Origin of the sequence: Halobacteriovorax sp. BALOs_7 (assembly GCF_003612895.1) — a bacterium.
GTDB lineage: Bacteria > Bdellovibrionota > Bacteriovoracia > Bacteriovoracales > Bacteriovoracaceae > Halobacteriovorax_A > Halobacteriovorax_A vibrionivorans.
Genome location: NZ_CP027772.1, coordinates 1177425 through 1203026 on the forward strand (window position 1 = coordinate 1177425; position 25602 = coordinate 1203026).

The window sequence follows — 25602 nt, forward strand, 5'->3', positions numbered from 1 at the left end:
CGAATAATAAGTACCATGTAAGTCTTTTCTTACTATCCTCACATCAAGTTAGTCTAATTTTGTTAGACGGATTGGCCCTGGCCCCCACCGGGGCCTTTCTTATTTTGTAAGCATAAGTTTTCTCATAAAGTCACCGGCGCTTCGAACTTCTTTAGATGCATCTTCTTCAGTGATATATCCACGCTCCAAAAGAGTGAAGATTGCTTGATCAAAACTTTCACAAGGAATGTCACCAGAGTTTGTTCCACCATTTTCAATAATTGATAGAATTCGGTCAATTGGTTCATCGCCTCGAATACATTCTTTTACACCTGGTCCTGTTACCATAATTTCTTGAGCAACACGGACACCATTTGGTGATTTTTTTGATTTAATCATTCTCTGTGAGATCGTTGAATAAAGAGCGTCAGATAGGCGCTTTCTTGCCTCTGTTTGCTCATCTGATGAGAACATTGAAATAATACGACTTATTGTTGAGATGGCATCTGTCGTGTGAACAGTTGCTAGAACAAGATGTCCAGTTTCAGCTGCCTTAAGAGCAATCTCAACTGACTTTTGATCCCTGAGCTCACCAAGTAAGATAATATCTGGATCCTGTCTGAGCGCAAACTTTAAACCGTCTTCAAAGTTTTCTGTGTCGATTCCAACTTCTCTTTGAGTAATACGAGATTTTTTTTGAGTATGGATAAATTCAATTGGGTCTTCAATGGTAATGATATGTTTGGCCCTTTTTGAATTAATATAATCAATCATACTGGCCAGGGTTGTAGATTTACCGGATCCTGTTGCACCAGTTACTAAAATTAGGCCACGCTTGGCCCTTATAATTTGTTTTAAAGAATCACTAAGTCCTAGTTCTTTAAATGATGGAATTTCTTTTTTTACAACTCTTAAAACGATTCCATTTTTATTATTGTAGCGAAAGTAATTAAAGCGCAATCGACATATGTCTTCAAAGTCCACTGCACCATCAAGATCTTTTATGTCTTCAAGATTTCCAATTTGTTTATTATCTTTTGTAAGTAGTCTTAGAATGTCGAGAACACTTTCTGTTGTTAAAGTCTTATTGGACTTTACTGAAACCATATCGCCATTAATTCGAAAACAGGGCGTCTCTTCAGCACGGATATGAATATCACTGGCATTATTATCAATTGCCACATTTACTAGTGATTTAAAATGAGAGAATTCAAAACCCATCGCTTTCTTCCTAAAGTCTAAATAATCTGTCTAAACACTTGTCGGAAAACCGCGTAGAAAAGTTTAGTATTATTTAACATTTCAGTAGTTTAGCGTGGATTTAGCTAGCGTACCTTTTTCTCATCTCCCACAGGAGGTTACTAATATAAGGCCTTCTGGTCTCTTTTGTTGTGAGCATCAGAAGCTTGGTGATTTTTAGATTATTTGCATCAGAGTAGAGAAGAATAAGCATCTCTCTAATGAAGTCAGTGGATAAGGTTATGTAATTATCTGTTCCAACACCTAAGTTTACACCTTTCTTCTCCCACCAAGAAAATGGGTGGTCCTTAAAATCTGGAAAAGCTCCAGTAAGCTTTAAGTTTGAAGAGGGAAGTGCAACGAGAGAGACTCGTTTTTGAATAATTCGGTTTAAAATATCATGTTGATAGTGCTCAACTTCACGAGCGTTATGAAATTTAGTTTTTAAAAATAGCGTGATATCTTCTTCACTTAAAAGCTCTCCTTTTAAAAGCTTCTCTTTTACATGGGCCGCATCTTGTTCCCATTCCATCTCTTCAAGTTCTAATCCTTGAATTGATTTCGCATCAATTGGCTGATGCTTGCTATTAACCTCTATGATTCGTTGAAAGAGTCTATGATAGTAGTAATTAGGATTGATCCCAAGACTTAGTCCATGCTCAAGTGTATCAATATGCCAAATATTCATCGCATTATCAACGGACTGGATACCTTTTTTAAGAGTTAGCCATGTCTCCCCATGGTGAGAACGAATCTTCAGTCCACGATATTGTAGCTTTCTTAAACCACTTTTAAGTTCTTTGAAATGGGCCTTTCTATAAAGGGCCTTCTCATCACCAACGGTATCAATTTCAACCAAGTTTTCTTTTAAGTATGGATACTTTTCTAAAAGCTCAAGTAGGGCGTCAACTTGATGCTCAAAGTGATCTTTCTTTGTTTTAAAATTATCATTATCAAAGAAATTTAATTCCTTTCTAAACGAAGGTGAGAGGATAAATTTAAAGCTTGGAACCTCTTGTTGAAATTTCTTAAAGCCCTCATAAAGCCCTAGAACAACATCCTCTTCTGTTACTTCTTTTATGCCTGGAATTTGTTCTGAGTCCATTTTTGAGGCACGAGAAAGCGTGAATTTAAGTCGAATACTTCCCACATTATAATTTTCATAAAGTTCTTTTGCCATGTGATAGGCAGCATCTTTATGGGCCTTCTTATTTGTTAGAATGAGTTTTGCAAGAAATAGGATTCTTAAATATGTCGCAAATTGCTCGCCTTCTTTTAGGCGTATGAGATTATCAACGTCTTCAACACTCTCAATTGGGATAGCATCTTTTCCATAAACGGCCTTAATCCTCTTTTCATAAATGGCCTTATTTTTACCGTTTAATAGTTTTTTCAATCGAGGATATATGAATTCTGCGTTGAGTGATCCTGTTAAGTGGATATGTTCTTCATAATATGGCAGTGGAAATTTTTTAAAGAAGTTAAAGACAGCATCAGATACTGGATGATTCAAAACTGTTTCAATATCAACTTCGTCAATTTGAAAAGAAGAAAGAAGCTTCATAAATTCCAAAACTGGTTTTTCCAGTAACTGATTATCGCGAATACTTGGAGAGTGAGCTAATAGCTCAAGAGTATCACTTAATGAGATTCCATTTGTCTCACTGATAATCTTGATGAGCTCTTTTTCAATACTGCTAATAATCTGTTCTTTTTTCTTTTGCATAATTTTCTCTTTTATTACTTATAAAGCTTTTGAATTAAATTAAAATTTTCTCTAAGCCTATCGTCGATGGCCTGTGATTTTAAATCTCCATGCCATTTATCTGGATGATAGATCTGCACTAATTTCTTATATTTCTTTTTTCGGTCACTCTCACTAAGATTATTAAATTCCTTTTCTAATTTCTCAGTTTTTAGAGGAAGTAGTGGATATAATTGATCAAACGTTTTATTTAGGTCACTAATCAAATCCCTGTATAAAATAGGGGACTCTTTTATGGAATCGATTGCTTCAGCGTTGATATAACTCTCTATTAACTTGATCTTGGCCTTTGTGTCTTTGATTGCAGCTAAATTTAATATAAGAAGCAATTGGTTTTGATCAGCAAAACGCTTACTCTTTATTTGATTAATATGCCTAAAAACAAATAAAGTTGATGCTAGGCTTAGAAAGCTTTGTTTGTCTATTTTTCCACCATTTAACTTTTTCAATGATAGTAGAGTTTCTTTATTATATATTGATTTGATAAATTGATTGATTCCTTCGCTTGCGCTTTTATCAATTATTTCAAAGTCATTTTCAATTTGATTTAGTATTTTCTTTGCTTCTTGAAAATCACCCCATTGCATTGAAGAATTCATTCCCTCAAAGAACTGCTCATCTTCTGGTGAAGAAAATAAGTCTTTTTCTTTAAAATATGAAAGGAATGATCTCTCCTTTAAGCCTTGTCCTGATTGTCCTTTAACTCCTTGTGCTCCACCTGACATGGACATTCTTTCGATCTTTCTTTTAACCATTTCATCAAATTCTTCTTTTGAATGTGACTTCTTTTTTGGTCTATTTGAATTAAAAATACTATCAAGAATATCTTTAAAAAGTGGGGCCAGGGTATATAGGACAACAATGGCAATAAATGCTAGTGTGATATTTGAAATTATTTTTGGTAACATACTTTTGTCTTATTAGTTATCAATATACTTATTATTTTAAAGCTTTAGGTCACAATATGGAATGGGCAATAGATACTCAACTCGTAACACTAACAAAACCTTGGAAGATTTCAGGGGCAGAAGTTAATGCAAAACAAATTATTTATGTCACATTGAAAAATGGGCAATACATTGGTCGAGGTGAAGTTAGCTATGGATCTAAAGAAGACATAGATGTGGATTCATTAAGATTAGAACTTGATGAATTTGCTCGTGATTATGAAAATCACAGTGTTGTTCAATTTAATGAATTAAACCTATATTTAGATCAGTACGACTTTCAAACCCCTAGACTTAGACTAGGAATTGAAACGGCCTTCCTTGATTATCTTGTTAGGGCAACTGACTTATCTCCTTGGAAGATCCTAGGAACAAATACTGTAAAAAGTGTTAGCTCACTTGAGTCATTACCTGTTTTTTCAACCCTTGAAGAAGGCGAGAAGCTTGTAAAAGAAGCACAAACAGATGGTGTATTAAAACTTAAAATAACTAAAGAAACTTTTCCTACGCAAGTCGAGTTAATAAATACGTCTGCTAGAACTTTTGTTCTTGATGCAAATGAATCTTATGAAGCCGATGCAGAGCTTGTTTTAGAACATCTTGCTTTAATTAAAGGGGATAATGTCCTCTTTATTGAGCAACCGCTGTATCGCTCTGAATTTGCTGGCTATCGTAAGCTAAAAGAGGAATCTCCAATTGATATCTTCTTAGATGAAGGAATTGAAGATCATCGCTATCTCGATTCATTTAAGGACCTATGTCACGGTGTTGTCTTAAAGGTTTCAAAGGCAAATAGCCTTATGAAGTGCTTTTCTCAACTGCAACAAGCAAAGAAGCTAGAGCTTAAAACGATGCTTGGCTGTATGGTAGAGTCAACTGTTGGAATTTCATCGTTATTTAATATTGCCTATGGTTTTGATTACTATGATTTTGATGGTTTCACTAAAATTAAAGATGAGTCAGATCCTCAGGTAATTTGGGAAAATGGAAAAGTCTTTTTGTCTAATATGAATTAAATTCCCCCTCGAAAAATCAGGGTGTTCATTTAAAATAATAGGACAAGTTGTTTTATTATTTTATAACACATTTTTGAGCACGAAATTTGAGGGCCCATGAAAAAAATCAATATCTTACTACCACTAATTATTCTTGTATCTTGCGCGAACGTTAAACCTAAATACACTAAAGGTATTGACCACGAAAAAGTAGAACAACCGAGTGTTGTTTATAAAGAAGTTGTAAAATATAAAGAAAAAGAATTAGAAAGCCTTAAGTCCTACACCATCAATAATATGGATAGGCTAGAGCTACACTATCATAAGAAGCACTTTGACTTTTGGGTAAAATATTTTACTGAAAAACAAAGAGATCTTTTTATTCGTTATGTAAATAACGGAGCTAAGTATAGAAATGTTATCGAAAAGATTATGCGCTCACATGGACTACCAGAAGACTTATTCTTCGTAGGACTTATTGAATCAGGTTATAATACTTTTATCAAATCAAAAGCAGCTGCTGTGGGTCCTTGGCAATTTATTAAGGCCACTGGTAAAAGATATAAGCTAAGAGTTGATAGCTATGTTGATGAAAGAACTCATATCATTAAATCAACAGAAGCTGCTGCCCAATACTTTAAAGACCTTTATAATATTTTTGGTTCATGGGAACTTGCCTTAGTTGCTTATAATAAAGGTGAGTACGGGATTATTCGCTCTATCAGAAAGGGAAAGACTCGTGATTATATGAAATTAGTTTCAAGAAAGTTAATTCCAACTGAAACAATTTATTATGTTCCAAAAGTTGCTGCCGTAAGAGAAATTTATAATAATCCTGAAAAATACGGAATCAAGATTACTGAGTCGAAAGATAGTCCGTTTGAAAAAGTAAAGGCCCATCGTGTATCGAGTTCATTTAACCTTTATAAATTTGCAAAAGCTCGCGGGATTTCGGCCAAAACATTAAAAGTATTAAATCCTGATCTTAAGAGAAAGTGGATCAAAGTAAATCGTAGACGTGCTCAAGATATCTTCTTACCTTCAAGTAACTTCACAGACTATAAGTCACTTGCTGAATATGAGACTCGTAAGTATTTAAAGGGATCAGCATCAAGCTCATCTAAAACAGCTGGTGTTTATCGAGTAAGAAGAGGTGATAACCTAAGTACGATTGCAAGCCGTCTAGGAGTTAGAGTTTCTGATTTAAAGAGAATCAATGGAATTAGAGGATCTAAGATTCTTGTTGGACAAAGGCTTAAGTATTCAACTCGTGGTGAAATGGTTACTCACCGTGTAAGAAGAGGTGATAACTTAATCGAGATCGCTAGACGCTACGGTGTTTCAGTTAGAAGTATTAAGTCACTAAATGGCCTTCGTTCAAGTAAGATCTTTATTGGTCAAAAGCTTAAGATCGCTTCTAATAATGCAAAAAGAGTTGCTCTTAAAAAGTATCGTGTTAGACGCGGTGATAATCTAACTGCAATTGCTCGTAAATTTAAAACTTCTATAAGAAAGATCAAGAAAGTTAATAGTATTAGAGGAAGTGCTTTATATGCTGGTCAGGTTATTAAAGTACCAAGTGAGGGATAGGCAAATAGCTTGTCTTCCCTTAAGCCGGGCCTTATACTGTAAAGATGAAAATTGGATTCGATGCTAAAAGAGCATTTCATAACTTTCGTGGACTAGGGAATTATTCTAGAGATTTAATTGCAAGTTTAAGTCGCTATCACACAGAACATTCATATTACTTATTTACGCCAGACTTTAATGACGATAGGGCCATTCATTGGCTCGATCAATACAATAACCTTAATGTTGTTAGGCCTAAAGATTTTGTTTCACGTAAGTTTCCAGCTTCATGGCGTTCATTTAAAGTTGCCCAAGAGGCCAAGGATTTAGAATTAGATATCTTTCACGGCTTAAGTCACGAACTCCCACAAGGTATAGAGAAAACAGGAATCAAGACAGTAGTAACAATACATGATCTATTATTCTTACGTTTTCCTCAAAACTTTAAATGGCTTGATCGCCAGGTTTATTTTAAAAAAATTAAGTATGCTACAGAAGTTGCAGATGTGGTAATTGCAATTTGTGAACAAACTAAAACTGACTTAATTAATTATCTCGGTTGTCCGGCCGAAAAAATTCGTGTCGTTTACCAAACTTGTAATCCACGTTTTTATTCGCCAATACCTGTTGAAAAACAAGTGGCAACAGTGGAGCGCTACGGAATCCACGATAAATTCATTCTCTATGTTGGTGCAATTGAGCCAAATAAGAATACCATGACGTTGGTTAAGGCCTACGCTGATCTTAAGAAATCAATTAATCACAAGCTCGTTATTGTTGGAAATGGCGGTAAGTATAAGAAGCAGGTTGAAAGCTATATTCATTCAAAGGGACTTGAAGATAGAGTTATTATCCTTTCAAATGTGACTAATGATGATCTTCCTGCCTTCTATCAACGTAGTGATCTTTTTTGTTTTCCATCTTTCTTTGAAGGATTTGGAATTCCAATTATTGAAGCATTATTTTCAAAGACACCAGTTATTACGTCTAAAGGATCTGTCTTTCCAGAAGCTGGTGGCCCAAATACGATTTATGTTGATCCAAATAACAAACAAGAGTTAAGTGAGCAGATTAGCAATGTGTTAACTAATCATGATCTTGCTTTTGAGATGGTTGAAATGGGCCGTAACTTTGTTGAAAAATTTCATCGTCGTCAAACGGCCCAGAACTTAGTTGATCTTTATAATTCTCTATAATTCTTTATTATCTACTTTTCAGTAATAAGTGAAAGATTTGTAAGACTGTACTTCTTTAAGACATCAAGAATCTTTACAAGTCTTGCATACTGAACTTCTTTATCTACTCGAAGATCAATAGGCTTATTCTTATCCTTAATTGCTGCTAGTTTTTCGTCAAGCTCATCCACTGTAAATTTCTTTCCAGCAATGGCCACTTCTTCTTTTGATAATTCTATTGTTAAAACTTTAGAGTCTTGAGAAGCTTTCTCCCCAGACTCTGTCTTAGGTAGATTTAACAGTAGCGCTAATTCTGACTTTTTAAAGACAGTTGAAGTCATAAAGAAAATAAGAAGGAGGAAGACAACATCAATTAAGGGGGTGATATCCGCGCTTGCTTCTTGTCTTGTTCTTTTTTTACTTCTGGAACTCATAGAATTTTTTCCATAATTTCTTGTTCTAATTTTGATTCTAATTTATCCACACTTCCTAGTAGGTAGTTGTGACCAACAAAGTGAGGAATTGCGACAATCATCCCACCAACTGTTGTAATAAGGGCCATTGAGATACCTTGAGCAAATGATGCTGGATTTGATAATCCTGTTTGAGACATTACGTGGAAGGCCTTCAATACACCAACAACGGTACCAAGTAGTCCAAGTAGTGGAGAGATTGTTGCAATAATCTTAACTGTATTTAGACCCTTTTCTGCACCCATAACGTGACCAGCTAGATACTGCTTTGCAATTTCGATTTTTGACGTTGCATCCTTTTCTCCAACATCAGTAATTCTTTTTTGAATGTCGCTTGATGTTTGAGAAGTCATCTTCATCTCCACAGAGAGAAAGTATGCCTTAGATAACATAATTGCCCATCCAACAATATTGATGAATAGTAGAATGTACATAATCAATCCACCTTGCTGGATATATTCGTATAAGCGCATTAAAACTCCTTCTAATTTAATAAATGTAACTATCTAATTTTATGATAAATATGGTGTCATGAGAACACTAAAATATGATCTATTTCATACACCTTTCAAACAATTTATTACTTTAAATCTTTTTGACAAAAACCTAACATAAAACAGATTTCAAAAAAGATGAGAGTGCTATTATGTATTTGTAGAGATAAATAGGAAAAAACAAACGGAGGTCCTATGAAATACAATTTAAGCTTTCACAATGTCGATCACTCAGATGCTTTTGAAGACTATGTTGCAAAGAAATTAAAAGGTATCTCACACGATCATAGAAATGTGGGGCATATCCAATTCGTGGCCGACAAAAAAGGTCCAGAATATATGTTCTCTGCAAATGTTAATGGTCATAAGCATCAATTCCATAAAAAAGCTAAAGGAGACAATGTTTACCAAGCCGCAGCAGATGTTCTAGTGGCCTTTAAAAACTGGTATCGAGATCAAAAAGCTGCCAGTTAGTTGAGATTACTAGGTATTAGATAATCTTTTCATTTTAACTTCCAAACACCGCCCAGAGCTCAAGGAATTTTCTTAAGCTCTGGGCAAAAATTTCCGATAAATTCAATAACATTCAGTTTCACTCAAGGTTAGAGTGAATTTAACAAGTACTAACTAGGTAATATCAAGGATGAGAGTAGGTACTAACGTCACATCGCAATTAGCGAAGCGAATGTTAGGTAATGTGAATGATCGCCATATGAGCGAGACTCGCAAACTATCAGGCGCTAAGCGTATCTATGAAGCTGCAGTAGATCCTGCAGGTTCTGCTATTGCGCTTAAAATGACGGCCCAGAACCGCTCTAATCTCCAGGCCCAAAGAAATTCAAACGATAGCTACTCAATGCTAGAAATTGCTGATGCAACGATGGGGACGATGCATGATATTGCAATACGTCTAAAAGAACTTTCAATCCAAATGGCCTCCGACACATATGCGCCAAGTGAGAGAAGAAATGCTGATAGAGAATTTCAGCAGCTTACTAATGAGATGATTCGAGTCCAAGAAAATGCACAATACAATGGAACAAGACTTCTCGATGGCACAGGTCGAGACCTTGAGATGCAGGTGGGGATTCGAAATGATGCTAAGAATGATCGAGTTCGCTACAATATTAGTGAAATTATGACATCAAATCGCCACCTTAGTGCACACTCTGTTAATACTAAGGAGAGTGCTAGAAATGCCATGCAAGCGGCCGATGATATGATTGAGAAGATTTCACACTCTCGCTCAAAGGTTGGCTCAACAATGAAGCGAATCGAGAGTACGACAACAAACTTACAAATTAATTATGAAAACTCAGAGTCTGCGAGATCAAAGATTGAAGATACTGACTTTGGAGAGTCTGCTGCTAAAAAGGCCTTGGAGTCAATAAAGATGGAGTCAGCAACTGCCTTTTTAGCACAAGCAAATGTTGGGCCTTCAGCAGTTGCTAAGTTACTTGATTAGTTTACACCAAGTGCCTTCTTAACTTCACTTAATGAAATTGTCTCACCAAGTTTAATAAGATTACCTTTATCATCAATAACAAAGTAGGCCGGAACTCCTACCATTCCTTGTGACTTAAGCCATTTTCCGATATGCTCATCTTTCTTTGTCCAGTCTCCAAGTAGTAAGTCGACATTATTCTCATCAACCATCTCTTTAAATGAATCTGTATTTATAACGAGCTTCTCATTAACTTTACATGTGATACACCAACGTGCTGTGAAATCGATAAAAGTTAATTTCTTTTCATTAATTCGCTGGTTCATAGCATCTTCTGTCCACTTAACCCACTCTAGGCCTTCACGCTTTTTGTCTTCAATAAGAGAGTTCCCACTTCCACTAGTATTAAGTGGAGTTGTAACAGAAGTATAGCCTAAGTATAAAGTAGGGATTAGAACGAGAATTGTCGCATAGACTTTCTTGGTCATTTTCTTTCTCATGTAAAAGAAGAAGAAAGTAAATACCAGCGCTGATTTTATATACATCATGGCAACAGCAGAACCAACAAGAGCTGAGTAAACGTCTAGTAGCCAAACTACTGTAAGGATAAGTGTTAGGCCAAGTAGCTTTTTAACGTGCTCCATCCACATACCTGGCTTAGGTAAGAAACGGATAAGAGCAGGAAAGAATCCTGTTAATAAAAATGGAGCACTTAGTCCTAGACCGATAAATAAAAAGATTAAAAAGATATTTAACGTCGATTCAGAAAATGCAAAAGTTAGTGCTGTTCCTAAAAAAGGAGCCGAACATGGTGTTGAGAGAATCGTTGCAAGAACACCGCTGATAAAATCACCTGAGTACGTATTCCTAATTTCAACATTTCCTAAGGTTGAACCTCCTGGAGTTTTGAATTCAAATAGTCCAAATAAGTTAAGGGCCATAATAAAGATGACAAAGACCATTAAAGAAACAAAGAGTGGAGATTGTAATTGGAAGCCCCAACCAACTTGTTCACCTGATGCCTTTAATCCAACAATCGCAGCTGCTAATGCTACAAATGTGGCCATAACACCAAGAGAGTAGAAGAGATTGTGCTTAAAGATTCGCCCACGACTTTCTTTTGAGTGTTTAATTAAGCCAAAGAGCTTTAGTGAAATTACCGGTAAAACACACGGCATGATATTTAAGATTAAACCACCAATAAAGGCCATGAGTAGAAAGTAAGGTAGTGAAGAACCTGACTGGTTATTCATTACTTTTGAATCAACTTTCTTTTGAGTATTATCTACTGGTGTTAAGGTTTTATAGAAACTAGAAAATGATTCACCATTTTTTCCAAAAGATGCCACTTCGTAATCAACTCTATAACTTTCATTAGTCACTGGATCATTAAAGACAAATTTGAACGTAATAGGCTCTTTAAAGTTACCATCTTCTGGTAGGGGATATTCTGGCTCAAGATATGCACCATCCCAGTCCATCATGAAAGAGCCGTAATGATTTCCCTTTTTATCTTGATAAATCTTTTCTCTCTTAAAAGTGAATGGACTCGTTGTATATGGTGTCAGAATATTTTGAGCTCTCTTAAGCTTTTGTCCTTCTCCAGTAATATTGTAGAAAAGGGCCATATCATCACCATGTTGAGTTAGTGTGATATTTAAATATGTTGGTAGAGTTCTCTTTCTTGGAAGATTATTGAATCGCTCTACAACTTCACTCTCAGAGATCGTAATTTCATTTTGGCTTGATGAAAATCTTCCATCGCTAAATGTTCCTTTAATGATTTTTTCTTGTGGGATACAAATATCACGACAGATTAAATATTTAAGATGAACTTGAAAGTTATCACTATTTTTAAATTGGTTATTTAAATAGAAGAAGTACGAGTAGTCGTTCTTGTGACCAAATGTTTGAATATCTCCTTTTTCAATGAACTTATGAGGAGTAGGCCATTCAACCATCTCAAGGACAATCTTATCTCCTTGGTCTTTAAACTCAAACTCTGTGGCAAGTCCAGAATCACCAGGATTTTCCCAATAGGTGTGCCATCCTTCTTCATTGCGTAGGTTGATAACAAGAAAGTTGGAGTCATTAATTTTAGTTGAGGTTACTTGTGCCTTTAGGAGATTAGAGTAGTCTTCTTTTTGAGCATGAGCTGTAAAACTGCTTAGGAGTACTCCCGTAAATACTATAGAGAGCACAAGTCTTAATTTATTCATCTTTTATCCTTAATGATTCTTAATAACTGATAAAGCCTTAGCGGTAATTATACGCTAAAAATTCACGCTAAATCCATGATTTGACAAAGATTTGACGTTAAAAACCGAGAAAAGACATTAAAAAGGTTAATTTTATTAAGTGCTTGAAATTACGTTGGTCTAATTTTTACTAAATATTTTAGTCTGATATCCGAAGAGATAATAGAAGAGGTACTAATAAACGAGGAAAAAAACGTGAAAACCTTGAATAAATTATTTTTTGCAATGGCCGTGGTTTCGCTAACATCTTGTAGTTATGTTGAGCATTTTGAAAAACGTGCTCAAGTTATTAACGGACTAGAGGATCGAATTCTTCTTTTATCTAAAGAGAATCAGGACCTAAAGAACAAGCTGATGCAGGCCAATTATAAGGTTAAGACTCTTGAAAGTCGCAATTTCTATCTTGAAACACAATTGAAGGATAAAGCGCCAAAGAAAGAGACTTATATGCAACGTGAGATTGCAAGTGTTGCAAAGGTAAATAGTAACGACCTTGTTAAGTATGACGTGTATAAGTGGGATGCAAAAGAGATGATCTCTATTGCTCAAAAAGAATTTGATGCGAAAAATTATGAAAAGAGTGCACAGTTCTTTAACTCATACACAAAGAATTTTCCTAACTCAAAAGATGTCGATGCTGATTTCCTCTTTCAAGCTGGTGTCGCAAGTTACGAGTCAGGTAAGCATTATGATTGGAGTGAGAAGTACTTCACATATCTTACGAAAAAGTATCCAACTTCGAAGTATTACTTAGGTGCTAAGCTTTGGCTTGGAATGAGTTACCTAAAGCAAAATAGAAGAGATGAATTCTTTGCTGTCGTTGAAGAATTCAGAAAGAAATATAGAAACACTCCTGAATGGAATATTTTAAGTGGGCACTATGAGAAAATCGTACAGAAGTATAAAAAGAACTAGTTTACTCGTTCTAACATTAATAAGCTCTTTTGTTATGGCCGCACCTGAGTCCTCAGTTGAGAGAACTCCTCGTGCCGTTGTTGCCAAGGTTCAAGGGAATGTCTTTGTTACTAATGGCGATAAGACAAAGAAGGTCGATGCTGGAAGTTATCTTTATGATTTCGATGATATCTTTACAGAAGTCGGAGCAGAGCTTGTTTTTAGAGATTACTTCGATCACGAATACCATGTCTCTGGTTCAAGTTATATTTCAGTTCTAAATAAGATTGTTGAACTTAAGTCTGGATATATCTGGGTTAAGTCAATGGAAGAGACTGATGATTCATTTCAATTACAAACAGTAAACTCGACAATAAATTACAATAATGGAGAGTTCATTGCTTCTTATGATCCAGATAATGGAAAAACTCAAATTCTAAGTATTAAAGGTACACATACTTTTAATAATAATGTTTATGAATTTATGAAAGAAAAAGTTGGGCCAGGACGATTTTCATTTATAAAAGAAGATTATGAAAATGGTGCGCCAAGAGTTCCAACACCAATTTCTTCAAGTGCATATCAGGCAGTCACATCTTTATTCCCAGCAGTTAAGCCAATGGATGAGAGACGAATTGCTGCAAAGGCACCAACACACAAAGATAATAAAATCAAACAAGAGCTTTATTCAAAGAAGGCAAAGCGCTCTACGGCCTCAGTTCATTTAAGAGAGGAGATGAGAGTATCTAATAAGCCTGGTGAAATTGTTGTACGTCGTTCAACTTATGATCAAACAAGACGTAATATTGCTTCTGTTCCAGTAGAAGAAAACAGCAGAAGTGAAAAACTTGAGAGAATTTATAGAGAAAAAATGAGAAAACTTGCTTCACAGGCACCTGCGAAAAAGCCTGTAAAAAAGAAGTTTAAGCCAAGTTATACAAAGAAATCTGATGTAGAAGTAAATATTCATCGTTCGAACTTGCGAGTTCCGGCCTCTGATGATTCTTCAACTCCAGATCTGCCACAAATGGCCCCTGAGATCGCTCCGGAAAAGCCGGCACCAGTAAGAAAGTTTCGTCCAGCGAAGCCTGCGCCACAGGCGGCTCCAACTCCAATAAAGAAGAGCTCATCTCGTAATCCGGCATCTGTTCCAAGTCCTGTTAGGGATGATCTAAAGAACGATATCTTTGAGAGTTCTTTGCGTCGTGAATATATCAATCAAAAGAAGCATAACGATGCTATCAATAGCTTAATTAATGATCTTGAGAGTTATAGTCAGGATTATAAGCAAGCGTACTAAAAAAAAATCCAGCTATTATAAAAAAATGATCTCAGTTAAAATATAAGCAATTATTTTGCTTATATTTTAACTATTTAGCTGGGATTAAAAAATGTCAAACACACCAATTGAACAGGCCTTAACTTATGATGATGTCTTACTTAAGCCAGGCTATTCTGAAGTCCTACCAGGGGATGTAAATCTAAACACAAAATTTTCTCGAAATATTCATTTGAATATTCCAATTGTATCTGCGGCAATGGATACAGTTACAGAATCAAAAACTGCAATTGTTATGGCCCAACAAGGTGGAATAGGGGTTATTCATAAGAATATGAGACCTGAAGACCAAGCCTGGGAAGTAGAAAAAGTTAAGAAATTTGAATCAGGTGTTGTCTTAAATCCAATTACAGTTAAAGAAGATATGCATCTTGAGGATGTCATTCGATTAACAAGTAAGAATAAAATTACAGGTGTTCTAGTTGTTGATGATAAGGACTATTTAATCGGAATCCTAACAAGTCGAGATATTAGATTTGAGCAAAACCTCAATCAGAAAGTTAAAGATATCATGACGCCAAAAGATAAGCTTGTTACTGCTGTTGAAGGAATTGAATTAGATGAAGCACAAAAGATCCTTCATAAGAATCGCATTGAAAAGCTTCCTATCGTTTGTAAGGAAGGTAAGCTTAAAGGGCTGATTACGATTAAGGATATTTTAAAGAGAATTAATTTTCCAAATTCTAATAAAGATAGTCTCGGAAGACTTCGTGTTGCTGCTGCAATTGGAGTGGGAGATAAAGAAGTTATGCGTGCTCAACACCTAATTAATGCAGATGTTGATTGCATTATTATTGATACTGCTCATGGACATTCTAAAGGTGTTATTGAGATGGTTAAAACAGTACGCTCATTAATTAAAAAAGATCAAAATGTTGATATTATCGCCGGAAATATTGCAACACCTGAAGCTTGTCAGGCCCTAATTGATGCCGGAGTAGACGGAGTAAAGGTAGGAATTGGTCCAGGATCTATTTGTACAACTCGTGTTGTTGCCGGTATTGGGGTTCCTCAACTTTCGGCCATTATGGACTGTGCAACAGTTTGTCATAAGGCAGCTATTCCATTTATCGCAGATGGTGGAATCAAGTACTCTGGAGATATTGTTAAGGCCCTTGCTGCTGGAGCAAGTTGTGTCATGCTAGGTTCAATGTTTGCTGGCTGTGATGAAACTCCAGGTGAAATGGTTTTATATCAAGGACGAACTTATAAAGTTTACCGCGGAATGGGATCTCTTGGTGCCATGAAACTTGGTTCTAAAGATCGTTATGGTCAAGGTGATGTTGATGATCAAAAACTCGTTCCAGAAGGAATTGAAGGACAAGTGCCTTATCGTGGAAGTCTTGCTTCAAATATCTATCAATTAAATGGTGGTATTAGAAGTGGTATGGGCTATATCGGTGCAGAAACAATTGTTCAAATGCAAGAAAAAGCACAATTTGTAAAAATCACAGCGGCGTCTTTAAAAGAAAGTCACCCACATGATGTCATGATTACAAAAGAAGCACCAAATTATCAAATTGAGAAATAAAAGGTTTTAAAAAGATGAGTGCAAGACAAATATGGATCGTGGACTTTGGTTCACAATACACACAATTAATTACAAGAAAGTCTCGTGAACTTGGTTATTCAAGTGAGATTATCACAGTAAAGAAGGCCCGTGAATTCTTTAAAGAAGGCAAAAGACCTAATGCTTTAGTTCTATCTGGTGGGCCACAATCTGTTTTTGAAGATGATACCAATTATGACTTTGTCTTTGATAATAAGGACCTTCCAATTCTAGGTGTCTGCTACGGTATGCAACTTATGGGGAAGTACTTTGGTGGCGTTGTTGAAAAGGGAACAATCGGTGAATATGGCCATGCTAAGATCCATCTTTTAAATGGATTTAAAATGGATGGTGTTCCTGATGAAGTCAATGTTTGGATGTCACACTCTGATCATATCTCGAAGCTACCAAAAGACTTTGATTTGGTCATGGAGTCTGCAAACGGACTTGTTTCAGCTATTGAGCATAAAAAGCGTCCAATGATGGGTCTTCAATTTCATCCAGAAGTTGAACATAGTGAACATGGAAAAGATATTTTAAATCATTTCTTTAAAGATGTAGCAAAGCTTGAAAAAGACTGGGATGCTACAGAGATGCTTGAAGAAGCAAAAGATCTTGTACGCGGAATTGAAAAATCAAAGGTTCTTTGTGCATTCTCTGGCGGAGTTGACTCACTAGTTGCAGCTCAACTCTCACATGAAGTTATTGGAGATAACCTCTATTGTTTCTTTGTTGATCACGGACTTCTTCGTCCACAAGATTATAATCATATCGAAATATTAAAAGAAAAAACAAATCTTAATATTGAAGTTATCGATGTTAAGGATGAGTTTATGGCCAATCTAAAAGGGAAGTCAGATCCAGAAGATAAGCGTAAGGCCATTGGTAAAACTTTTATTGATGTCTTTGAAAAGAAAGTAAAAGAATATCAGGATTCACACGATATTAACTTTGAATACCTTCTTCAGGGAACTTTATATCCAGATGTTATTGAGTCAATTTCTCCACATGAAGAAGATGGAAAGTCAGTAACAATTAAGTCTCACCATAACGTTGGTGGACTTCCTGAAAGAATGAACTTAAAGCTTCTTGAGCCTCTTCGTTATCTCTTCAAAGATGAAGTAAGAAAAATGGGAGAGGAATTAGGTCTTGAGCATGGCTGGGTTCATCGCCACCCGTTTCCTGGTCCAGGTATTGGGATACGTGTTCTAGGTGAGCTCACAGAGACTCGTATTGCACAAGTTCAACAAAGTGATCAAATTCTATTTGAAGAATTGCACGCAAATAATTTATATCAATCAACATGGCAGGCCTTAACAGTTTTACTTCCAGTTAAAACTGTTGGTGTAAAAGGTGATGGCCGTGCTTATGAAGAAGTTATTTGTCTTCGTATGGTTAATTCTAGTGATGGAATGACTGCTACTTGGACAGATATGCCTCATGCATTCTTATCTCGCGTCTCATCTCGTATCACTAATGAGGTCAAAGGCATCACTAGAGTTGTCTACGACATTACGTCTAAACCTCCTGGCACTATTGAATGGGAGTAGCACCCGCATCATTTTGCATACGCAAAATGGGATGCGGTGCTACCGCCCGTGGCTTGAAATGAAACAATAATTCAACCGACCGACGTTTATGTCGGTCGTGTTGTTTCCGGCGGTATGGGAAATCTCTCGCAAAGAAACACCCCCCAAACTAGCAACGCGTACTTTAAGTAATGTAGAGGCCCAGTTTAGAACTGGGCCTTTTATTTAACGAAATTATGGTAGGTATGCTCCACCACAAACTGGTGTATATGTACCTGTGATATGAGATGCACCTTCACTTGCTAGGAAGCGAACTGTGTTTGCTACATCTTCAGGGATTGCAACTCGACCTGTTGGTGTCATTGACTTAATGAATTCAATGAAATCTTCGCCTGATCCTTTTGTTGCATCTGTAAGTACAAGTCCTGGCGCTACGATATTTGATGTAATACCAAATTGACCTAATTCTTGTGCAATATATTTACTCATGCTATCAAGTGCACCTTTTGCTGATCCGTGAGCAATAAAGTTAGGAGCAGGGTCTTCAGAAAGTGTACTAGAAATAAAGATTAGTCTTCCAAACTTCTTCTGTTTCATATTCCTTGCAGCAAGTTGCGCAGTTACATATGAGGCATGTACTTCATCATTTAGCTTTTGTGAAAATTCTTCCCAAGTTTGTTCTGTAAATGGCTTAGGAGTGAAGTTCATATTGGCGTTTGATACTAAGATATCAACGCCTCCAAACTCGTCAATTTTATCGAACATCGCCTTAACTTGTGCATCATCTCTAACATCAGCTTGTACAGGAATTGCTTCACCACCAGCATCGATTATCTCTTTTGCTAAATCATTTGCAGCTTGTGTACTGTTTACAAAATTAATGAACACACGATTACCATCGGCTGCAAGGGCCTTAACTGTTGCAGCTCCAATTCCACGTGCTCCTCCTGTTACCAGGGCATTTCTTTTTATCATACTTATCCTCCAATTTGGAATGTTGAAATAAATTTAATTCTGAGTTAAATTATAAAACCTCAAGTTAACTTGAGGTCAATAGTGAGGAAATTTTGCATAAAGAAAAAGAATATTTATCAGTTGGTGAAATGGCAAAACGAAGTGGAGTGGCCGTATCGGCCATTCATTTCTATGAATCTAAAGGTCTTATTAGGTCTCATCGAAATAGTGGAAATCAGCGTCGCTTTCATCGAAATGAATTAAGAGTATTGAGTTATGTTAAGGTCGCACAAAAGATAGGTCTTTCTCTTGAAGAAATTAAAGATGCATTTAAGTCTATAGTAAATAAAGAGCGGCCAACACTCAATGATTGGAAGAAGCTTGGTGAGAATTGGGATCGTATTTTAACTGAGAGAATTGAATTAATTCAGAGGGTTAAGTCTCAATTAGGTCTATGTATAGGGTGTGGCTGCCTTTCTCTTCAAGATTGTCCATTAAGGAACCCTAACGATAAGTTAGGAGAAAAAGGCCCCGGGCCACAAATTTTACTTTCGACAGACTAGCTTATAAACAGTACCACCATTTACACTGGCCAATTCAAAGCGATTATTCATGTCAAAAGTTGCTGTTGAGGCAATGCCTTTTGTATAATCTGGCCCAAAAGTGATTTTAGCGACGTATTTTTCTTGATCGTATTTAGTGAAGACAAAGTATGCTTCTTCAATATCTGCATGAATCTTGTCATCTGAGTAATCAAATGCCTTCTCGAGTATCACTTCTTTACGTTGTGAATTCCCAAGATTATCTCTAAATGTTTTTGATCCAACGCATTCCATAGCAAAAGTGCTAGAAGCAAGAATTAGTGCGAGTGTGATTTGTGTCATTTTCTTCATTTGAAATTCCTTTTTATTTGGGGACTTCAAATTCTAAGAAATGAACGGTTATTAAGCAAAGATAATCTAAGCCTAGTTAGAAAGTGTAAGACTTTTTCTCGGTTTTAGTGGATTTTGAACTTACTGGATAAGTTTTACGAGTTCTCCACTAAAAGCACGTGACATTAGAGCTGAGAATAAGAATATAAAGAATGTGGCCAATACTTGTTTGATAAATTTCTTTTCCATGAAAGAAATCTTACTAAACTTTAACAATAGGAAATACTTTTTTAATAATTGCCTAGGCAGTGTTCAGAATTTTACTTCGTTACTGAGCAAAAAGGTTAAGCTGATCAAGGCGAGATTCGCTCTTAGAAAAGATTGTTTCAACTGAGTGTTCAAGAACTTCACGTTTTTCGAAACCGTTATCATAAGTTTGGATGACAAAGAATGACATACGTGGAAATTTTGCTTTAAGCTCTTTCATCGCATCTGTAATGAGATCAATATTTCCAGCATCGTCATCACTCATCCCAAAGCGGTGATAATCAGAGTATCCGTATTGCTTTATAGCGAGTTCAACTGATTCAATAATGGCCTTGTACTTTAATTCTGGCACATTGTAGTTTTCACTTTCACCACCAAGACGTACTCGTGTTTCAGGATTTGAAACGGCGTAGACAGTGTGAAAATTTGGCATATTCGGAAGATGGCCTTCATTGTAGATAACCTCAATTCCTTGCTTGATGGTATCTTCTCGGTGGCCGCGAGCTGTAATAATAGAAACAGGTCTTTTGTTATAAGTTGCATGATAGAAGTGATTCCAGCTTGGAGCTTTCCAAGTAGAATCACTTCTTTCAAGTGCATTCTGGATATCGGTGATTAGTGACTGCTTTCTTCCGGTTAGTCGTTGAGTAAGCGAAAGATCTGAATCTCTAAAGTTACGGAAAGTTCCCGTCTCATCATCGAAGTCCATATGATAATCTTTATATAAACCTTCTTTACCTATAATTTTGTTGTGAGCAGCGAATTCGTGAGAAGAAAGAAGCTTCTCTTCGCCAGTTTCATTATGAAAGATAATAATAGGTGTTGAAAGGAAGACAACATTATCGTCAAAGTCAAAGAAGTAAAAAGACTTTCCACCTAAGTGAAAGTTACGATCTTGCTCACGTGGCAAATCGAAACTTAGCTCAAGCTGTTCCTTATTCTTTGGGACTTTATGTCGATGGCGTCTTCTGGTAAAAACCATTTCCCTCTCTCATTATTATCTTTATCGCTGCATAATCGCAGAATAGATGGTCGTGTTCAACAAAAGAGAGGGGAGTGCGCATTTTTTACAGATGCTAAGTTGTTGAATTTTTTACCAGTTGGTTCCCTTCATGTTGTGAATCACTTCAAAGACGGTTGTCCTTTCAACGATTCCAATGACTTGCCCATTCTCAATAACGGGAAAGGTGTGGTAGGGGTAGTGAAGAAATAATTCCACGATGAATGTTAGAGTTGATTCTTTTGGAATCGTCACAACATTTTCGCTCATATAATGTTCGACCTTAGATGATGCATGATTATAGTACTTGGCATCAAGGCTGTATTTGAGACAGTCTTTTTGAGAAAGAAATCCTACAAGACGCTCATGTTCATCAACAACGGGAAGTCCTGTTATTTGATTCTTAATAAAGAATTCTCCAGCTTGCTGAATATCCATATCTGCATGAAGTGGTAGCGATTCTTTAATAACTCGGCTTATAATATTGTAGCTTGATGTAAAGTGCTCATCCTTTTCTCGTTGTCTTGGGGCCTTATCCCTTTCAATTGGTGGAGTATAATTTACCATGATGATCATTCCTTGAATTAAATTTGTATTTGGCTTTATGCTGATTTTATTGGGGAATTGTTAAAAGATTTTGCTTAATTGTTTGAAAATAATCATAATGATGAACAATGGACCTTATTCAAGAATATGGGGTTTTTGGCCTCTTCTTAATCTCATTTGCAGCAGCGACGATCCTGCCTTTTAGTTCTGAAGTATTTCTCTTTAGCGCCGTAAAACTAGGACTTCCCAAGACTTCAATTTTCTTGGCCGCAAGCTTTGGTAATTTTCTCGGTGGAGTGAGTTGTTATTACCTCGGCCATCTGGGGAAATTAAGTTGGTGTGAAAAATTCTTTAAAATTAGTAAAGAGAAAGTTCTTAATTTACAACACCACATTCAACGCTTTGGGGCCTTACTTGCTTCACTTACATGGATGCCAATAATTGGTGATCCCATGGCCGTGGCACTAGGATACTTTCGATGTCGCGTCGCGCCTACTTTTATCATGATGTTCATCGGTAAAGCGTTGCGTTATGTCTTTGTTATTTGGTTAGCAAATGAATTATAAGAATATGACAAAACACCTGGAAAATGGGATAATTAAATGCACAACACACTAATAAAATAAGACATTTTGAGGAATCCATGGAACAAGATAGTAACATCGAATCGAATGACACTACCGAAGCCAACGAAATTCAGAAATCATTAAAAGAAACACACCCTGATAGTTTTGTACATTTACACCTTCATACACAGTATTCACTACTGGATGGAGCGATCCGTTTAAAGGATTTAATACCTGAAGCTCAAAAGCTTGGTGTTCCTGCAATCGCACAAACGGATCACGGAAATATGTTTGGTGCTATTGATTTCTACACTCGTTGTAAAGATGCAGGTATAAAACCAATTCTTGGTTCTGAAATTTATTTTACTCCTGGTTCTCGTTTTGATCGTCGTGCTGCCAAGAAGTCTGCTAATATTAGCTCTCAAGATGCTGAAGAGTCTTCAAGACAAATTCACCACTTAATTCTTCTTGCTAAAAATAATACTGGTTACCAAAACCTATGTAAGCTTCTATCAAAAGCCTACCTTGAAGGTTTCTACTATAAGCCTCGAGCGGATGTAGAATTACTTCGTGAATATTCAGAAGGTCTCATTTGTACGACTGCTTGTTTAAAAGGTGAGGTTGGTTATAACTTCTTTACTGGTCAAGATGAAAAGGCCATACGTGCAATTGAGAAACTAAGCGATATTTTTGGACCGGAAGACTTCTATTTAGAAATTCAAGAAAACGGTATTCCTGAGCAAAAAATTGTTAACGAAAAGGTTATCGACTTTGCTAAGAAAAATAATATCAAATTAGTTGCAACTAATGACTCTCACTATATGACGCCAGAGGATGCAACTGCACAAGAAGTTCTACTTTGTATTCAAACAGGTAAGACTTACGCCGATGAGAATAGAATGCGCATGACTTCAAATGCATTTTATTACAAATCACCAGAAGAGATGCGTGCCGCTTTTCATTATTGCCCAGAGGCCTGTGACAATACTCTCGAAATTGCAGATAAGTGTAATGTTGAACTTTCTTGGCATGATGATGATGGAAATCAAATTTATCATCTACCTGATTTTGAAATTGATACAGGTGAAACTCTTGATGAGTATTTCATAAGAGAGGTAAGAGAAGGACTTCAAGCTCGTTTTGATGGACCTCAGTTTAGAAATATTGTTAACCAACCGGATTGGGAAGAGCAGAAACCAAAGTATTATGAGCGTCTCCAGTATGAGATGGATCTCATTATGCAAATGGGATTCGTTGGATACTTCCTTATCGTTGCGGACTTCATTCAATGGTCAAAAGATAATGGAATTCCTGTCGGTCCAGGACGTGGTTCCGGAGCAGGTTCTCTCGTTGCTTATGCCTTAACGATTACCAATATTAATCCACTTCCATATAATTTACTATTTGAGCGTTTCATTAACCCTGAGCGTATTTCCATGCCTGACTTTGACGTCGATTTCTGTCAAGCGGGACGCCAGCGCGTAATTGAATATGTAACGCAAAAATATGGTGAAGATAAAGTAGGACAAATCATTACCTTTGGTAAGCTTCAAGCAAAGGCCGTTGTAAAAGACGTTGCTCGTGTATATGACTTAACATTTGCTGAAGCCAATATGATTTCAAAACTTATTCCTGATGAGATTGGAATTACACTTGATAAAGCAATTGAAATGGAGCCAAAACTTCAGGAGTTAATTGAAACTGATCCTAAGATTCGCCAAATCTTTACCATCTCAAAAAGACTTGAAGGACTCTATCGCCACGCTGGTATTCACGCGGCCGGTGTTATCATTACATCTGAGCCACTTGTAAATTATTGTCCATTATTTAAAGGGGCAAAGGGTGAGAAGGTTGTTCAATTTGATAAGGACTTCTCTGAGTTAATTGGACTTGTTAAATTTGACTTCCTTGGGCTTAAAACTCTAACTGTTATTGACTACGCTTCTGACTTTATTAAGCGTGACTATATGCCTGACTTTGATATCGAGGCAATCGACTACGAAGATAAGAAAGTTTATGACTTGATTTCTGAAGGGGATACAATTGGTGTATTCCAACTGGAATCTTCAGGGATGCAGGATTTATGTCGTCGTATTTCACCAGACACTCTCGATGATATTACGGCCATTAACGCCCTTTATCGTCCAGGTCCGATGGGCTCGGGAATGCACGATGAATTCGTTGAGATCAAACATGGCCGAAAAGAAGAGACTTATCCATTTGAAGATCTTAAGCCAATTCTAAACGATACTTACGGAATCATCATCTACCAAGAGCAGGTTATGAACATTGCTCGTAAAGTTGCTGGTTACTCTCTTGGACAAGCGGATATGCTTCGTAAGGCCATGGGGAAAAAGAAACTTAAGGAGATGGAGCGCCATAAGCAAATCTTCTTAGATGGTGCAAAAGAAAGAAATTACGATCTAAAAATTGCAGAAACTCTTTATGATCAAATGGCAAAATTTGCGGAATATGGTTTTAACAAATCACATGCCGTTGCTTATTCTTATATTGCTTATCAAACAGCATTCTTAAAAACTTATTATCCACCAGAGTTCTATGCAGGTCTTCTAAGTACAGAACTTTCTAATACAGATAAGATCACGACAATTATTAACGATGCTAGAAAGCATGATATTGAAGTGCTTGCTCCTTGTGTTAATGAGTCCCTTTGGCTCTTTAACGTTGTTGATGGAAACCTTCGTTTTGGTATGGGTGCCATTAAGGGTGTTGGTGAAGGTGCTGTCGAAGAAATTATTCGAGAGCGTACAGAAAATGGGCCATTCGTTGGCTTTGTTGACTTCTGTGAGCGTGTAAATTTACGCCAAGTTAATAAGAGAACTATTGAAGCATTAATTCGCGTTGGTGGATTTGATGGTTGTGAAAAAGAACTTAATCGTCGAACGATGGTTGAGAATATGGAGATGGTTGTTGCCTTTGCTCAAAAGCGTCAAAAAGAAAAAGAGATGGGACAAACGAATCTCTTTGATCTTGGAGAAGGTGCAGAAGATACAGGTGCAAATAAATTAGATATTGATTATGTTAGCGACTGGGATGATCGAGATAAACTCCTTCAAGAAGCAGAGCTAATCGGAGTCTATGTTTCAGGTCACCCGCTTGATCGCTACCAAGGTGTTATTGAACAAATGGCATCGATGCCAATTGGGAAGATTCAAGATATTGATGGGCAGTCAAAAAGGGATATGGTTCTTGCGGGGATGATTGTTGAACGTAAGAATATCATGACAAAGAAAGGGGATCGCATGTGTTTTGCTACCCTAGAAGATTTGTCGGGTAAGATTGAATGTATCATTTTCCCAAAGACCTTTGTTCAGTATGAAGAAATTCTGGCAACAGATGATCCTCTCATTATGACTGGACAAGTGAACCTGGCAGAAGAACCGCGAAAATTCTTCCCATCTAAGATACAAAAACTTAAAGAACAGGCCGAGGAGCGAGTGTCATCAGTTAGACTAAATGTTGATACAGGTTCACTAAATGAAGGCCGTCTAAACCGTCTTAAGCAAACAATATTAGGTCATAGAGGGACTGTTCCACTGCATATTATTTTTGAACATGAAAATGGTAAGGCCCGTATGCCACTTGGAAGTGATTATCTTGTTAACCCAACGCCACAGATGGCCGCGAAAATTAATGAGATTTTTGATGCAGACGCGGTGAAGTTTATTATTGATGGAAAAATCAGTGATGTAAGGTAAAATAAACACGTAAGTTATTAAAGATTAGA

Annotated in this window: 22 protein-coding genes; 12 read left to right on the plus strand and 10 right to left on the minus strand. The window is 36.5% G+C overall.

Annotated features, from left to right (window positions below):
- Window positions 1-99: 99 nt before the first annotated feature.
- From BALOs_RS05835 to BALOs_RS05845, 3 genes are all read right to left on the minus strand, one after another.
- Entirely contained in the window at window positions 100-1200 is a 1101-nt protein-coding gene (locus tag BALOs_RS05835) for a type IV pilus twitching motility protein PilT (protein WP_114706366.1), read from the minus strand.
- 100 nt (window positions 1201-1300) lie between these two features.
- Window positions 1301-2944, minus strand: a complete 1644-nt coding sequence (locus tag BALOs_RS05840) for a hypothetical protein (RefSeq protein ID WP_114706365.1) — start codon at window positions 2942-2944, stop codon at window positions 1301-1303.
- A gap of 14 nt (window positions 2945-2958) precedes the next feature.
- The gene (locus BALOs_RS05845) at window positions 2959-3891 is read right to left on the minus strand and encodes a hypothetical protein (protein WP_120404578.1); all 933 of its coding nucleotides are present in this window, start codon (window positions 3889-3891) and stop codon (window positions 2959-2961) included.
- Between the two features lie 56 nt (window positions 3892-3947).
- On the opposite strand from BALOs_RS05845, the gene BALOs_RS05850 reads away from it, so the two are divergent.
- The 3 genes from BALOs_RS05850 to BALOs_RS05860 all read left to right on the plus strand — a co-directional run bounded on the left by BALOs_RS05850 (window position 3948) and on the right by BALOs_RS05860 (window position 7690).
- Entirely contained in the window at window positions 3948-4946 is a 999-nt protein-coding gene (locus tag BALOs_RS05850) for an enolase C-terminal domain-like protein (protein ID WP_120404579.1), read from the plus strand.
- Between the two features lie 96 nt (window positions 4947-5042).
- A complete protein-coding gene (locus BALOs_RS05855; protein WP_114706362.1) occupies window positions 5043-6515 on the plus strand; it encodes a LysM peptidoglycan-binding domain-containing protein in 1473 nt (490 codons plus the stop codon).
- 44 nt (window positions 6516-6559) lie between these two features.
- Entirely contained in the window at window positions 6560-7690 is a 1131-nt protein-coding gene (locus BALOs_RS05860; protein ID WP_120404580.1) for a glycosyltransferase family 1 protein, read from the plus strand.
- Window positions 7691-7701: 11 nt separating this feature from the next.
- Here BALOs_RS05860 and BALOs_RS05865 read toward each other — a convergent pair whose 3' ends face one another.
- The gene (locus BALOs_RS05865; protein WP_114706360.1) at window positions 7702-8103 is read right to left on the minus strand and encodes a biopolymer transporter ExbD; all 402 of its coding nucleotides are present in this window, start codon (window positions 8101-8103) and stop codon (window positions 7702-7704) included.
- A complete protein-coding gene (locus BALOs_RS05870) occupies window positions 8100-8615 on the minus strand; it encodes a MotA/TolQ/ExbB proton channel family protein (RefSeq protein WP_114706359.1) in 516 nt (171 codons plus the stop codon). Before BALOs_RS05870 ends, BALOs_RS05865 begins: the two co-directional genes overlap by 4 nt.
- Window positions 8616-8831: 216 nt before the next feature.
- On the opposite strand from BALOs_RS05870, the gene BALOs_RS05875 reads away from it, so the two are divergent.
- Together BALOs_RS05875 and BALOs_RS05880 are read left to right on the plus strand one after the other, a co-directional pair.
- Complete coding sequence (locus tag BALOs_RS05875) at window positions 8832-9110, plus strand: HPF/RaiA family ribosome-associated protein (RefSeq protein WP_120404581.1); 279 nt, start codon at window positions 8832-8834, stop codon at window positions 9108-9110.
- Window positions 9111-9279: 169 nt separating this feature from the next.
- Entirely contained in the window at window positions 9280-10101 is an 822-nt protein-coding gene (locus BALOs_RS05880) for a flagellin (RefSeq protein WP_120404582.1), read from the plus strand.
- On the opposite strand, the gene BALOs_RS05885 is transcribed toward BALOs_RS05880, so the two are convergent.
- Window positions 10098-12299, minus strand: coding sequence for a thioredoxin family protein (locus BALOs_RS05885; RefSeq protein ID WP_120404583.1), 2202 nt, complete (start codon window positions 12297-12299; stop codon window positions 10098-10100). The two genes, BALOs_RS05880 and BALOs_RS05885, sit on opposite strands and share 4 nt — an antisense overlap.
- Before the next feature lie 234 nt (window positions 12300-12533).
- On the opposite strand from BALOs_RS05885, the gene BALOs_RS05890 reads away from it, so the two are divergent.
- From BALOs_RS05890 to guaA, 4 genes are all read left to right on the plus strand, one after another.
- Complete coding sequence (locus tag BALOs_RS05890) at window positions 12534-13253, plus strand: hypothetical protein (protein WP_120404584.1); 720 nt, start codon at window positions 12534-12536, stop codon at window positions 13251-13253.
- Window positions 13219-14532, plus strand: a complete 1314-nt coding sequence (locus BALOs_RS05895) for a hypothetical protein (protein WP_120404585.1) — start codon at window positions 13219-13221, stop codon at window positions 14530-14532. The genes BALOs_RS05890 and BALOs_RS05895 overlap by 35 nt, the downstream gene beginning before the upstream one ends.
- 91 nt (window positions 14533-14623) lie before the next feature.
- On the plus strand, window positions 14624-16102 hold the full coding sequence (guaB, locus tag BALOs_RS05900) for an IMP dehydrogenase (protein ID WP_114706353.1): 1479 nt from the start codon (window positions 14624-14626) through the stop codon (window positions 16100-16102).
- 14 nt (window positions 16103-16116) lie between these two features.
- Window positions 16117-17670, plus strand: a complete 1554-nt coding sequence (gene guaA, locus BALOs_RS05905) for a glutamine-hydrolyzing GMP synthase (RefSeq protein ID WP_120404586.1) — start codon at window positions 16117-16119, stop codon at window positions 17668-17670.
- A 213-nt stretch (window positions 17671-17883) separates the two neighbouring features.
- On the opposite strand, the gene BALOs_RS05910 is transcribed toward guaA, so the two are convergent.
- On the minus strand, window positions 17884-18624 hold the full coding sequence (locus tag BALOs_RS05910) for an SDR family NAD(P)-dependent oxidoreductase (RefSeq protein ID WP_120404587.1): 741 nt from the start codon (window positions 18622-18624) through the stop codon (window positions 17884-17886).
- Window positions 18625-18716: 92 nt separating this feature from the next.
- Between BALOs_RS05910 and soxR the strand changes: the two genes are divergently transcribed.
- Window positions 18717-19166, plus strand: a complete 450-nt coding sequence (gene soxR / locus BALOs_RS05915; RefSeq protein WP_240406492.1) for a redox-sensitive transcriptional activator SoxR — start codon at window positions 18717-18719, stop codon at window positions 19164-19166.
- Here soxR and BALOs_RS05920 read toward each other — a convergent pair.
- From BALOs_RS05920 to BALOs_RS05930, 3 genes are all read right to left on the minus strand, one after another.
- A complete protein-coding gene (locus BALOs_RS05920) occupies window positions 19149-19496 on the minus strand; it encodes a hypothetical protein (RefSeq protein WP_120404588.1) in 348 nt (115 codons plus the stop codon). The genes soxR and BALOs_RS05920 overlap by 18 nt on opposite strands.
- A 307-nt stretch (window positions 19497-19803) precedes the next feature.
- Window positions 19804-20724, minus strand: a complete 921-nt coding sequence (locus tag BALOs_RS05925; RefSeq protein WP_114706350.1) for a hypothetical protein — start codon at window positions 20722-20724, stop codon at window positions 19804-19806.
- Window positions 20725-20835: 111 nt separating this feature from the next.
- The gene (locus BALOs_RS05930; RefSeq protein WP_162929574.1) at window positions 20836-21309 is read right to left on the minus strand and encodes a CBS domain-containing protein; all 474 of its coding nucleotides are present in this window, start codon (window positions 21307-21309) and stop codon (window positions 20836-20838) included.
- 107 nt (window positions 21310-21416) lie between these two features.
- Between BALOs_RS05930 and BALOs_RS05935 the strand changes: the two genes are divergently transcribed.
- Window positions 21417-21854, plus strand: a complete 438-nt coding sequence (locus BALOs_RS05935; RefSeq protein ID WP_120404590.1) for a YqaA family protein — start codon at window positions 21417-21419, stop codon at window positions 21852-21854.
- Between the two features lie 77 nt (window positions 21855-21931).
- Window positions 21932-25573, plus strand: coding sequence for a DNA polymerase III subunit alpha (dnaE, locus tag BALOs_RS05940; RefSeq protein ID WP_114706341.1), 3642 nt, complete (start codon window positions 21932-21934; stop codon window positions 25571-25573).
- Window positions 25574-25602 lie beyond the last annotated feature (29 nt).